8 protein-coding genes are annotated in these 12821 nt (G+C 65.7%); 2 read left to right on the top strand and 6 right to left on the bottom strand.

The annotated features are described in order from the left end of the window. The first annotated feature begins 1 nt into the window (after position 1). The gene (locus PKE75_RS17010; RefSeq protein ID WP_271169942.1) at positions 2-1024 is read left to right on the top strand and encodes an NAD-dependent epimerase; all 1023 of its coding nucleotides are present in this window, start codon (positions 2-4) and stop codon (positions 1022-1024) included. A gap of 21 nt (positions 1025-1045) precedes the next feature. Here PKE75_RS17010 and PKE75_RS17005 read toward each other — a convergent pair whose 3' ends face one another. The 6 genes from PKE75_RS17005 to asnB form a co-directional block, all read right to left on the bottom strand. Beyond that, the gene (locus PKE75_RS17005; protein WP_271169941.1) at positions 1046-2335 is read right to left on the bottom strand and encodes an O-antigen ligase family protein; all 1290 of its coding nucleotides are present in this window, start codon (positions 2333-2335) and stop codon (positions 1046-1048) included. Further along, positions 2322-3548 carry a tetratricopeptide repeat protein gene (locus PKE75_RS17000; protein WP_271169940.1) on the bottom strand — a complete coding sequence of 409 codons (1227 nt, stop codon included), beginning with the start codon at positions 3546-3548 and terminating at the stop codon, positions 2322-2324. The genes PKE75_RS17005 and PKE75_RS17000 overlap by 14 nt, the downstream gene beginning before the upstream one ends. Next, entirely contained in the window at positions 3469-5862 is a 2394-nt protein-coding gene (locus PKE75_RS16995) for a GumC family protein (protein WP_271169939.1), read from the bottom strand. The genes PKE75_RS17000 and PKE75_RS16995 overlap by 80 nt, the downstream gene beginning before the upstream one ends. A gap of 40 nt (positions 5863-5902) precedes the next feature. Then, the gene (locus tag PKE75_RS16990; RefSeq protein WP_271169938.1) at positions 5903-6556 is read right to left on the bottom strand and encodes a polysaccharide biosynthesis/export family protein; all 654 of its coding nucleotides are present in this window, start codon (positions 6554-6556) and stop codon (positions 5903-5905) included. 117 nt (positions 6557-6673) lie between these two features. Further along, positions 6674-7519 carry a tyrosine-protein phosphatase gene (locus PKE75_RS16985; protein WP_271169937.1) on the bottom strand — a complete coding sequence of 282 codons (846 nt, stop codon included), beginning with the start codon at positions 7517-7519 and terminating at the stop codon, positions 6674-6676. Between the two features lie 524 nt (positions 7520-8043). After that, the gene (gene asnB, locus PKE75_RS16980; protein ID WP_271169936.1) at positions 8044-10032 is read right to left on the bottom strand and encodes an asparagine synthase (glutamine-hydrolyzing); all 1989 of its coding nucleotides are present in this window, start codon (positions 10030-10032) and stop codon (positions 8044-8046) included. Between the two features lie 209 nt (positions 10033-10241). Here asnB and PKE75_RS16975 point away from each other — a divergent pair, with 209 nt between their 5' ends. Beyond that, a complete protein-coding gene (locus PKE75_RS16975) occupies positions 10242-12773 on the top strand; it encodes a DUF4838 domain-containing protein (RefSeq protein WP_271169935.1) in 2532 nt (843 codons plus the stop codon). The last annotated feature ends 48 nt before the right edge of the window (positions 12774-12821 follow it).

Here is a 12821-nt window from a genome sequence, read left to right as displayed (position 1 = left end):
CATGAAAGTCCTTGTCACCGGAGCCGCCGGGTTCATCGGCTTCCACACAGCAAAGCGCCTGATGGAGCGGGGCGACGCCGTCATCGGGTTCGACGTCGTCAACGACTACTACGATGTCGGCGTCAAGGAGGCCCGCCTCAGGATTCTCGACGAAACGGCCCGAAAATCCAACGCGGGCTATTCGTTCGTGCGCGACAATCTCGCCGACCGCGAGGCCGTTGAGGCCACGTTCCGTGAGCACAGGCCGGACCGGGTGATCAATCTCGCGGCGCAGGCCGGCGTGCGCTACAGCATCGAAAACCCGCACGCCTATGTCGAGAGCAACATTGTCGCGTTCACGAACCTGCTTGAAGCCTGCCGGCGCTTCGAGGTCGAACACCTGACCTACGCCTCGACGTCCTCGGTCTATGGCGCGAACACCTCGATGCCGTTCTCGGAGCGCGACGGCGTCGATCATCCGCTTCAGTTCTACGCCGCCACCAAGCGCGCGAACGAGCTGATGGCCCACAGCTACAGCCACCTGTTCCGGTTGCCGACCACGGGCCTCAGGTTCTTCACGGTCTACGGGCCGTGGGGGCGCCCCGACATGGCGTTGTTCCTGTTCACCCGCAACATCCTCGCGGGCAAACCGATCCGGGTGTTCAACCACGGCAACCACACGCGCGACTTCACCTATGTCGACGACATCGTCGAGGGCGTGATCCGCACGTCCGATCAGGCGGCTGCGCCCGACCCGTCATGGGACGCCGCGAAGCCGGATCCCGACCGCTCAAACGCGCCGTTCCGGCTCTACAATATCGGCAACAGCTCGCCCGTGATGCTGACGGAGTACATCGAGGCGATCGAGCAGGCCGTAGGCAAGACGGCGATCCGCGAGCTCTTGCCGCTGCAACCGGGCGACGTGCCGGACACCTACGCCGACGTCACGGCGCTCGTGGACGCAGTCGGCTACAAGCCCGCGACTCCCGTTCGGGAAGGCGTGGCGCGCTTCGTCGAGTGGTACCGGGGCTATTACGGCGAGTGACGGCGGCGAGCTTCGCCCCCTTCATCGTCCGGGACGCGCGATCGGCACGCGTGTCTCAACCCCGTCGATCGTCACCGCCATGGTCTGCGAGCGCGGGATCTTCACGCGCTTGCCCTGATGGAACAGAATGCCGTTCGCGAAGGCGAACAGATAGAGCACCGCGAAGGTCCGGCTCGGATAGTCGACCAGAGCCGTGATCAGCAGCATCAGGATCGAGATCGCGGCGCAGCGCTTCAGCGGATCCGCCCAGGCCAGGAACGTTTGGCGCAGCAGGGCGGCGCCATAGGCCGCGATAAGCAGCGCCGCCAGCGCGCCGCCCTCGTAGATCATCTCGAGATATTCATTGTGCGCGTGGTTGATGTAGGACGGTCCGATGTCCGCCAGCGGCTCGTAGGCGGCATAAGCCTCCGTGAAGGCCCCGTAACCGACGCCCGTGAGGAGATTCTGCGAAATCGCGTAGAGGGTGTGGCTCCAGACCTTGAGCCGCATCTCGTCGGTTAGCTGGCCTTCGGCCGCGATCCGGACGTCGAGGCCGTAGAGGTAGAGCGCCGCGAACATGACCACGATTGCGAGCAGCGGCCATCTGAGCTTTCGGCGCTCCAGCATCGCGGTCCCGCTCAGCACCATGGCCAGGAATGCGATCGAGACGCCTGCGAGCGATTTGGCCGCGAGCAGAAGCACCAGGATGAACAGCAGGATGGCGACGGCGAACTTGACCCGCTCTCTATAGACCCCCTCGAACACGACGAACGGCACGAACATCAGCAGATAAGTCGAGAAGTGGTTGGGGTTGATGAAGAACCCGCCAGCGAGCGCGTACGGAAACAGGTCGTCGCCGACGATGTTCGAACTGGCGGAGTAGTTCAGGGCGCCTACGAACAGGTTGCAGATCAGCCCAACATACAAGAACGAGGTGAGACTTCGGGCGATGTCGTAGTCGAGCGACAGGACGACCAACAGCACAATCCCGACGCAGACTACGGTCAGCAGGGCCCGGACGGTTTCGATCACGTCAAAAGTCAGGAACAGACTGTCGACCCCGCCCGCGAACTGACGCGGCGCGAGCCCGCCAAGCGGGAGCAGTTGCAGCAGCACCGCAGCGACGCCGGCAGCCGCGAATCCGCCCGGGATCACCCCGATCCGCCCGGGCTTGAGCATCGGCAGCGCGGTCAGTCCGAGCGCCAGCGTGCAGATGGTGATGATGTCGCCGTTGACGTCGGAAGCCGTATTTCCGCCTAGGATGCCGGCCGCGACGAAGAGGACGCCGAGGCCGGTTTTGATGATCCTGCCGCGCGTTTCAATCTTCCGCATCGACGATCTCGAGCTTTCGGATCGTAAGGTCGCCATCATAGTGGTAGCGCATGCTCATTGAAACGACGCCGGTCGCCAGCGTCAGCTCCTGAGCTTCGCAGCCGAGCGCCGGGATTTCGAATCGCGTCACGATCGTCCGGTCGGTGTAGTCGCCCGGGTCGACCGGCTGGTCCATCACGGCGCCATTGCCCGGCAGGCACTTCAGCGACCAGATCATGCCCTTCGCCATCGTCAGCTTTTCGGCGTCAGCAGTCGTCTCGAGTTGCTTGGCCCCAGGCGGCAGCATCAGGATCTGACGGGCCAGCACGCCTTTAACGACCTTGTTCCGGAACGCGATCCTGAGCCCGTCCGCGCTCGCGCTCTCCGAGGCCAATGTCGCCTCCGCTCCCGCCACGCCCGGCAGCTGCCAGTCGAACGGCGAGCGCGCCGGCCGCCCGCGGAACGTCGGATCGTTTACGTAAGCGAGGCTATCGCCCCGGCTCCTGTCGACCTCGACCAAGGCGAACGCCTGGTAGGCGAGCTTGATCTCGCCCTTGGCGAAGAGATTGGACACCACCCGCTGCACCTCGACGTCGTCGAGCGGCTTAGCGCCGGTTCGGAGATCGAGCAGCAAGCCGTAGGCCAACGGCGTGTATTCGGGCCGGCTCGCCAGGAAGGTCAGGAGCCGGATCCGCCAGTCAGGACCGTCTTTCGCGGATGCGAGCACGCTGGCGTAGCCGCGTTCGCTCGCCATCAGGGCGGGGAAAACGTTCTGGATGTCGTCGAAGCGGCCGGGCCAGCGTTTCAGGAAGACGTCGAGGTTGCGCAGGACGGCCTCGCTGTCCTGCGCTTTCAGGTCGAGCGCGAGAAGCCGCCGCAGGCTGTAGATCTCCGCCGGCGACACCTTCAGGGCCTGCACGAACAGGGCGCGCGCCGCATCGGGCTTGCCGCGTCGCAGCTCGATCTCGCCCAGCAGGCCGTAGACGCGGGCCTCAAGCGGGTTGGCTCTCGCCGCCGCCTTGAGCTGGGCCTCGATCTCGTCGAAAGCGGGCGGCGGATCGACCCGTTCCAGATCGACCGCGGCAAGGCGGATGCGGGCTTCGGTGTTGAGTGGATTCAGAGCGACCGCAAGAGACGGGTCGCTCGCGCCCCGGCTAAGACTGTCGAGCAGCGCCGCCAGCATCAGGATCGTTAGAACGATGAATCCGATGCTCAGTCTCGCTGTCCGCGACATTCTCCCCCGCCTCCGACTCTAACGCCTTGATCGCCTCCGGTTCAGGGGCGCCTGTGCCTTCTTCGGTCGGCTCTTTGCTCTCATAGTCGTAGTAAGCCGAGCTGATGTATCCGTATGAGTAGTTGTAGTCGAACTTCTTCACCACGAACTTGGTGAGGCAGGCGCCCACCACGTGGGCGCCGGTGGACCTGATGCGCTTCAGCGAATGGCTCGCGGCCTTGCGCGGCACCTGGTTGCAGGAGACCACCATCAGCACGCTCTCGGTCAGGCGGCTGAGAACGGGCGCATCCGCAAGGCCGATGACTGGCGGTGAATCGATGATGATCATGTCGAAGCGCTCTGAGAACGCGACCATGAGATGGGCCATCTTGGCCGATGACAGCAGGTCCGCCGGGTTTGGCGGGAGCGTTCCGGAGGTCAAGAGATAAACGTTCTCGAGATTCGTCTTCTTAAGCGTCTTGCGGATGTCATCGGGCGTGGGTGCGGCGGTCAGAAGGTTGCTGAGACCCAGCGTGTTACTTTCATCGAACATCCTGTGCATCCGCGGCTTGCGCAGATCGGCGTCGATCACCAACACCTTCTTATCGAGCAGGCCAAAGTCCTTGGCCAGCATGTATGCTGTGATCGACTTGCCCTCCGACGCCTCGGAACTCGTGACGAGAAGCGTCTTGGGAGCGCCCTCGGCCCGGGAAAACTGCAAGGCTGTCCTGAGCGATCTATAGGCTTCCGACAGGCCCACATGCGTCTCGTTTCGCGCCGCGGCGATCGCATCGCCGGGGGCCAGAGGCAGAATCCCGAGCACCGGGAGCCCGAGCTCCTTTTCGATCTGGTCCGGCACCGTAAACGTATTGTTCATCATCTCGGTGAGGTAGATCGCCCCGGCGCTCAACGCGAGCGCAAACGCAAGCGAAACGCCGATGTTGAGCGGCAGATGCGGCGAGTAGGGCCTCTCCGGCGGGATTGCCTTGTCGACGATCTGGGCGTTGTCGTTCTTGAGCTCTGACCCCACGCCGACCTGGTTCAGCTTGCCGATCAGGCTTTCATACTGCGAGCGGTTGGAGTCGACCTCGCGTTTCAGGATCGTGTACTGGATATTCCGGTCCTGGAAGTCGGACTGTTGGCTCTCGAGCTCGGCGAGCTTGGCGCGGAGCTCCGCTTCCTTGGCCTTGGCGTCCTCGAATTCGAGCCTCGTAGCGTTGCTGATCGCCGTGACCGCCTGCTTGACCTGATTCTCGAGCTCCCGGATCTGGGCCGCGAGCTGCACCATCTCCGGATAGGCCGGCTTGAAGGCCCCGAGTTTCTGCTGATAGGTCGCGCGAAGCTCCGCGATCCGCTCGCGCATCGAACGGAGCCCTTCGCTGCCGATCACAGACGGCAAGCTCGCGCCGTTCCCGGCGTCGATCTGCGCGACCCAGCGCCCTTTGTCTAACCGTTCCTGTACCGCCCTGGAGAGCGCGTCATTGATCGAGCCGATGCTCGTCAGGATGAATGACGAGTTCTTGTCGTCGATCGTCAGGCCTTCCTTCTTGGCGTAGGCCACGAGCTCCTGTTCGGACGTCTGCAGCTTCTGCTTCACCTGGAGCACCTGCTCCTTGATGAAGTCGCGCGCCAGCCCGGACATCTCACTCGTCTGGTCGACCTTCTGGTCGATAAAGCTCTGCGCGATCTGGTTGGCGATCGCCTCGGCCATCTTCGGATCGGGGTCGCTGTATCCGATTTCGAGAATAGCGGTGTTGCGCACGAGCGCGACGCTCAGGTTCGCGAGCACGATCGCGATCGCGCGCTGTTCACGGTCGGCCGCCGACATATTGGCCGTCGAAGTCCGGAAGTCGGCTCCAAAGGCCCGACGAATCAGGTTCGTAAGCGCGATGTCGGACGGAGGAGACAGAAACCTCGGCTTTTCGGTGAGATTCAGACTATAGACCACGCGCTCTGCGATTGTCCGACTCTGGATCTTCTCGCTCGCGGTCTGAAACGCGCGGAGATCGTTGCTTTCGCCAACCACCTGCATGTCCTGGAAGATCTTCGCGCCCGGGACGAGGATCTCCATCTTGGACGTCGCGCGATATTTCGGCGTCTGAAGCGCGGTGAACAGCAGGCCCCCCACAAGGGAAACCAGCGTGAAGGCGAAGATCAGCCAGCGATACTGAAGCGCTGTCGACAGCAGCTGAAACAGATTGAAGCCGCTGCCCGGACCGCCGCCGTGATCGTAACCGGCATTGAACGGCTCGAACGCATGGCCCGCCGGCTGAAACGGAACAGCCGGCGTTTGGCCAAACTCGGCCGGCGGCAGATATCCGCCTCCCTTTGCCATGTCGCTCCTCAACACTTCCGCGGGGGCCGAATGGCGTCCGTCAATACGGCACCGGCACAAATCGCCCGGCGTTCGCCACCATTCCGAGCGACTCTTTCAAGTTCTGGAACGCGACCTTGGACGACGAACTGAACACGACGACCTTGTCGCCTCCGTAGATTTTCGGATCTGGCTGGGCGCCATTCCGCACCGCCTCGACGTTCATGTTCGCAACGAGCTGTTTTGGGCCGACCTGACGGAAAACATAGACTTTCGAGACGTCCGCGACCGGCCTGAAGCCTCCCGCGAGCGCCACGATCTGCAGCAGCGTGGTGTTGGCCGGGATCGGATAAATGCCGGCCCTGTTAACCTCGCCGTCGACCGTGACCTTCTGACCTGCGGACTCCTTCATGAACACCGTCACATCGGGATTCTGGAGGTATTTCGAGCCGTATTCCCGCTCGAGCGAGGCCTCGAGCGCGCGCACGGTCAGTCCGGCCGCCTTCTGGGTCCCGACGAGAGGAAGCGAGACATTCCCGGCGGAATCGACCTGGACGGTGCGGTTGAGATCGCTCACCTGGAACACCCCGACGTCGAGAACGTCGCTCGGCGAAATAAGCTGGTCGGCGCCGTTGTTCGTGTTCGCCGGCGGCGGCAATGACTGGACCACCTGAAGGGTCGCATCCCCGGTCACGCCGCCTGACACAGCCGACACGCCGGGGCTGCCTCCGCGGGACTCAGGGCCGCTTGCCGTCGAGCAGCCCGCGAGCGCGAACGCCGCAGCCGCGAGTGCGACGACAAACCGACCGCGCAAATACACCACCATGGCTCCTTAACCGCCCCCTCGTCCGGCTATGCTCTTGCCGATCCGCCTGAAGACGCCGCTGAGTCCGGGCCGCGCCCGCGCGACCGGCAGCCGCGAACCTTGGCGCGTGCGACGCTCGGTAAGCCGCGCCGGCCGCGCCACAGCCGCATCGCCCAGAATGGCCTGCGGCCGAGTCAGCGTCACGTGCTGCGCTTCTTCCTTCCCCAGACGTTCCCTCACGATCTCACGGGCTTTGGACATGCCCGGCGCACGCGGTCCGGCGTCGTGCGCGTCGCTCGCGATGAGGTCGCACAGGCCGTCGTCCAGCATCCGGAACGCGAGGTCCCGCGCGGCGCTTCCGAACTCCCCCGTTAGCGACCCCGCCGTCAGCTGCATCAGAACCCCACACTCCGCGAGAGCTTTCGCCTCCTCGTAGTGATCCGGCACCCAGGTCAGACGTTCGGGATGGGTCAGTATCGGCCGCCGTTCGGCGGCGATCAGGCGCTCGCAGAACGCCTTCAGCATCGGCGGCAGGACATGGTGGGGCGGCTCGAGGAGGAAGTAGCGGGTCTCTCCGAGCGACGGCGGCAACTCGTCCCCGAGCCGCTCGAACAGATCGCCGGCCAGATGGACGTCAGCGCCGGGCAACAGCTCAAGATGGATGTCGCGGCTAATCAATTCCTGAACCAGATCGCCCGTCGCCCTCCATATATCCTTGGGCCGGTTGTCGTAGACACCCGGCTTGATATGGGGGGTGCACGCCATCAGGGTCACGCCGTCCTCGACGGCCATCCGCGCCATGGCGACGGACGTCTCGAGAGAATCCGCCCCATCGTCGATACCCGGAAGGATGTGACTGTGCAGATCGATCATTCGTGAACCGTGAGCGCCGCCAAGGATCTTCCGCCGCGCGCAGGTGGTGATCGATATCAAACTACGGTGGCTAAAGATAATGGAAACCCCGCCCAACGATCCTCTAGCGCTCCTGCCGGGCCTGTCTGTTGCGCGAATGCAGCATCGGGTCCGAAGTCACCCCGACCGTCGGCCGCCCCTCGGCCTGTCTTCGCCGGCTTCATTCGGATATTCGAGTGGTCGTCGATTCATCTGAGGCCTGAACGCCCCGCCGCCGCCCGATGAGCTTGCCGCGAGCGTCGGTCAGTCGCCGAGGGGAGCCCAAGCTCGGCTCGATGTCCCGTCCTACCTCGCCGGTGGACCGGCCGGACGTGCGGACCGCACGGATGGTGGACCGATGCGATCAGGACATCGCGCTTGTAGCCGACTTCCCGTAGCTCGTTAAAAAGAGGATGCAGCGGCCTGCGAACATCGTAGCCGCCTGGGATGGATGGGGAATGTTCAGCGACGCGCCCGCCGCCTTGGCGAGCAGCGTTTTGGCGTAATCAAGGACGCCCGGGAGCGTCAGATCGGCCTCGCGCGACGGAGCGACGCCATCCCTGATACATCAGCACCGACCAAAGGAAGGTCTCGTGGTCCCTGCGGCCCGTGAGATGCTCGCGCCAGCGGCGGCGGACCTCGGGAACCCGGAAGACACCCGCGTCCTGAAGCGCCGCTTCCGACAGGCCGGCCTCCGCCCAGTCGCGCAGATCCGTGCGAAGCCACCGACCCACCGGAACCGCAAAGCCCGCCTTCGGCCGGTCCACAAGGTCGCGGGGCGCCAGCGTGTATAGCAGTTCGCGCAGAACCCGCTTGCCGACGCCCTGGTGAGCCCGGAACGCCATCGGCAGTCGCCAAGCGAGGTCGAACACCTCGCGGGACAGGAAGGGCGTGCGCACCTCGAGCCCGACCGCCATCGAGGCCCGATCGACCTTAACCAGCACGTCGTCGGGCATGTAGTTCGCCGTATCGGTCAACATCGCCTGCTCGACGAACGTCAGATCGCCGCGGGGCGAGCGCGCTGCGAGCGTCTGCGCGCGACCTGGAAGGTCGAGCGCGATCGCGACGTCGTCCGCGGTCGCCAGCAGCCGGTCGTGATAGGCTTGCCGGTCTGCGGCCGACAGCACGCGCGCGAGCTTCTGGATCTTCTCGCCCGCCCGCCCGGACGATAGCTCACGCGGCGCGAGCCGGCCGGCCATTGCGGCGGCGCGATCGACGACGCCCGGCGGGATTGCGCCGAGCGCCGCACCGGCGAGCCGCCGCGCCTCCGTCGGCAGCCGGGACGCTCGAGCCCATAGATCGGCGCCGTGAAAGTACCGGTTGTAGCCTCCAAGGATCTCGTCGCCGCCGTCCCCTGACAGCGCGACCGTCACATGGGCCCGCGCCATGCGGGACAAGAGAAAGGTCGGAATCTGGCTCGCGTCGGAGAACGGCTCATCGTAGATGTCGGCGACCTGCGGCGCCACGTCCTGGACCTCGCGCGGCGAGAGGATCAGTTCCTGGTGCTCGGTACCAAGACGGGCAGCGACCGCCCGGGCGTGGGCCGCCTCGTCATAGCCGGTCTCGGCCATTCCAATCGAGAAGGTCTTCACCGGCCGGTCGACCGCCTGCTGCATCAACGCGGTCACGACGGAGGAATCGACGCCGCCCGACAGGAGCGAGCCGAGGGGCACGTCCGAGGCGAGCCGTCGGCGAACACTCGTCGAAAGCGCGGCCCGCAGAGCCGCGACCGCGGCGGCCATATCGCCCTCGAAGCCTTCCCTGCGCGCCCGCATCGCGGCTTCGTCTGGCGACCACCAGACGACGGGATCAGGCAACTGCGCCAGGTGAGACCGTTCAGGCCCGAGCGTCAGCATGTGGCCGGGCTGGAGCTTGAACACGCCTCGATGGATCGTGGCGGGACCCGGCACATAAGAATATTTGAAATAGTCCGCGAGCGCGTCCGGATCGATATCGGGCTGGAAGCCCGGCACGGCCCGCAGCGCCTTCAGCTCGGACGCGAACAGCACGGCGCCGCGATAGAGCCCATAATACAGCGGCTTCTCGCCGAAAGCGTCGCGTGCGAGCGTCAGCGTCCGCGTTTCCCGGTCCCAGAGCGCGATGGCGAACATTCCATCGAGCCGCCGCAGCGCGCGCTCCACCCCCTCGGCGGCGATCAGCTCAAGCAGCACCTCCGTGTCGGAATGGCCGCGCCAGTCGATTGCGCCGCGCCGCCGAACGAGGTCGGCGCGGAGCTCCTGATAATTGTAGATTTCGCCATTGAAGGCGAGGACGTAGCGCCCCCCATGCGAGACCATCGGCTGCGCGCCGGCGGCCGACAGGTCCAGGATCGACAACCTGAGATGCCCGAGCGCGATCCCGGACGCCTCGTCGAGCCACACCCCGTCCGCGTCCGGCCCGCGATGCCGGATCGCCGCGCACATGTCGCCGAGCATGTCGCGCGACGACAGGCCCAGACCGTCGATCCATCCCAGACAGCCCGCGAGCCCGCACATGGCAGTCAGACCTTTGCACGGAAGAGGAGGATGTCCGTCAGATGCCGCGCATTTCCATAGCGGCTGGGAGACCGGAAGTCATCGCGGCCGGGCGCCACGCAGAGGCCTGATGGGAGATGGTTCCCACCAGGGCGCCGATCGCATAGAGCTCTGGAGCAGTGTCATGCGCCGCGCCGTTTCCGAACCTGACGGATACGAGGGACAAGCCAATGCTGCGTTTCCGCCCGGCCGCGGTCGCCGCTCTTGCGCTCTGCCTGTCTCTGATCGTCGCCAGCCCGGCGGCGGCCGGAAACTATGGCGGCAAGATCGCCGCGGCGGCCGACATCGCAGCGTCACCCGCGCTCGCGCCCGCGATCGCCGACCTCAAGCTGCATCTCTCCAAGATGACCAGCACGCCGTTCGAGGTGGTCGACCAGACGGCCGCGCCTGCGGTCCGCCTGATGATCGACCCCGCCCGCCGCGGAGGACCAGTCCCGGATCTCGACACGTTCCGGATCAAGGGCGACGACGCCGCGCTGACGATCTCGTCCGGGGGACCCCAGGGGCTCTCCAACGGCGTCTATTTCTATCTCGAACAGCTCGGCGTGCGCTGGCTTATGCCGGGCGACGACTGGATCGTGACGCCTCGGCGCGCCGACGTCACCCTGACGATCGATCGCACCGTCACGCCGTCGTTCGCGGTCAGGACCTATGCGGGAACGGGAGGCTTCTTCTCGCGCCGCTGGTCGAGGAATTACGCCGGCTCTGCGGCGTTCCGCGACGCCACCACGGACTGGAAGCGCAGGCTCCGCTACGGCGGCTCCTACCAGCTCGGCAAGGCGGTCGGCGAAACCTTCATGGCGGATCCGAAGATCCTGCCGATCCTTGAGGCCCATCCGGACTATCTCGCCAGCGTCGGAGGCAAGAGCTCCCCGATCTATGTGACGAAAAGCGACGGCGCGTCTGGCCCCAACGTCACGGCCAAGATCAACGCCGGAAACGCGGAGGCGGTGAAGCTGTTCTGCTCCTGGGCTATCGACCGGTTCCGCGCCGCCCGCGCGGGAGGCGACCCGGCGACCCAGCGGGTGATGTCGGTGGAGCCGTCGGACGGGTTCGGCTATGGCGACAACGCCGCGGATCTCCCGGGAAACGGCTCCGGCAGCGACCAGTCGTTCTTCATCGCCAACGAGTGCGCGCGCGAGGTCCGCAAGGAGTTTCCGGGAACCTCCGTGATTCTGCTGGCCTATGCGGGCCACGCCGAGCCGCCGAGCTTTCCGCTCGAACCGAACGTCATCGTGCAGGTCGCGCCGTACGCGTTCCAGGAGGTTCCCCCCCAGAAGTTCATCGCCGACTGGACCCGCAAGGCGAACGAAATGGCGATCTACGATTACTGGAGCATCCCCGACTGGGCCCGGGACGAGCCGAGCTTCAATTACCTGACCCTCGCCGAGCGCCTGCGGTACTGGCGGGCGAGCAAGATTGACGGGGTGGCGGCCGAGACCACGTTCGGACTGGGAGCCATGGGGCTTGGCCACTACATCGCCGCGCATCTCATGTGGGACGTCGACCAGGACGCCGGCGCGCTGATCGACGACTGGTTCGAGACCGCATTCGGGCCCGCGCGCCCGCCGATGCGCCGGATGATGGACCGTTGGGCCACCTCGTTCACGCTGACGAGCCTCGAACTCGGGCGCACGTTCCAGGATCTCGCCGAGGCGAGACGACTGGCAGGCGCGGACCCGGCGGTCGGGCGGCGGATCGACGACTTCGTGGCCTACGCGCATTACCTGAGGCTCCGCCTCGAACTCGACGGCGAGAGCGACCCCGCCGAACGCACGCTGAAAGCCCACGGGATCGTGCAGCATCTCCTCGACGCCAACGGGTCGATGATGATGCACACGACCCGTCTGGTCGATCTTCTCGCGCGCAAGTATCCAACCATCTACGCCGACTTCGGCGCGACCGACCGGGGCCTGTCGGGGCCGGGCTGGCTGCGGGTCAGGCCGCTCGACGCAGCCGACGCCGAACGGCTGCTGGAGGACGGCCTACGCCGGTATCCGGCGCAGGACGTCGCGCTCAGGACCTATTCCGGCGAACTCCAGCTCGCGCCCTCGAACGGGGGCTTCGCGCCCTCCCCCGCGATGCCGGTGGTCGGGTCGATCGATTTCAACCTCACGGTCCCGGCCGGGCGCGACCGGTTTCGCTTGAGCGTCTCGCGCCGGGTCGCGAGCGTGATCACGATCTTCGACACAGAGCGCCGCGAGGTCGACAGCCGCGTCGTGTCGAAGACGCCAGCCGGGGCGCCGGCGTCCGATCAGGAGCTCGACTTCGCGTTGGACCCCGGCCGCTATGTGGTCAACATCCACCCGGACGGCGGCCGCAAGGCGGGCTACGTGACCTTCCGGACGGAGCCCGGCGCCGCGGTCACGCTGCGGACCTTCCTGTCGCCGAAGTCCGCCCCGTCGCCGCGGCTGTACTTCTTCGTCCCTCCCGGATTGAAGAGGCTTGCGATCTACTATCCGCTCGGGGTGTTCGAAGGGGTGCGGGGCTTCAACGTCTTCAGGCCAGACGGCGTTCCGGCCCCGATCGACTTCCAGGACGGCCGCCGCGTGCTGCTGATCGACGTTCCGCACGGCGCAGACGGCAAGATCTGGTCGCTCACGCGGTCGGTGTCGCCCAACGAGCCGTTCCGGATGCTGAACGCCCCGCAGGCGTTCTCGCTGTCGCCCAATACGCTGATGATCCCCCGCGACGCGCTGTAAACCCAGCCGAGGCCGGACGCCGTTTCAGGACGCCATTCCACGTGTCGA

This window comes from Hansschlegelia plantiphila, from assembly GCF_027922265.1.
GTDB classification, from domain to species: Bacteria; Pseudomonadota; Alphaproteobacteria; order Rhizobiales; family Methylopilaceae; genus Methylopila; species Methylopila plantiphila.
Note: the sequence above shows the minus strand (reverse complement) of the source record. Positions and strands in the feature narration are given on the sequence as shown.

Coding starts and splice junctions, on each gene's coding strand:
- PKE75_RS17010 (WP_271169942.1), top strand. CDS start 2: ATGAAAGTCCTTGTCACCGGAGCCGCCGGGTTCATCGGCTTCCACACA.
- PKE75_RS17005 (WP_271169941.1), bottom strand. CDS start 2,335: ATGCGGAAGATTGAAACGCGCGGCAGGATCATCAAAACCGGCCTCGGC.
- PKE75_RS17000 (WP_271169940.1), bottom strand. CDS start 3,548: ATGTCGCGGACAGCGAGACTGAGCATCGGATTCATCGTTCTAACGATC.
- PKE75_RS16995 (WP_271169939.1), bottom strand. CDS start 5,862: ATGGCAAAGGGAGGCGGATATCTGCCGCCGGCCGAGTTTGGCCAAACG.
- PKE75_RS16985 (WP_271169937.1), bottom strand. CDS start 7,519: ATGATCGATCTGCACAGTCACATCCTTCCGGGTATCGACGATGGGGCG.
- asnB (WP_271169936.1), bottom strand. CDS start 10,032: ATGTGCGGGCTCGCGGGCTGTCTGGGATGGATCGACGGTCTGGGCCTG.
- PKE75_RS16975 (WP_271169935.1), top strand. CDS start 10,242: ATGCTGCGTTTCCGCCCGGCCGCGGTCGCCGCTCTTGCGCTCTGCCTG.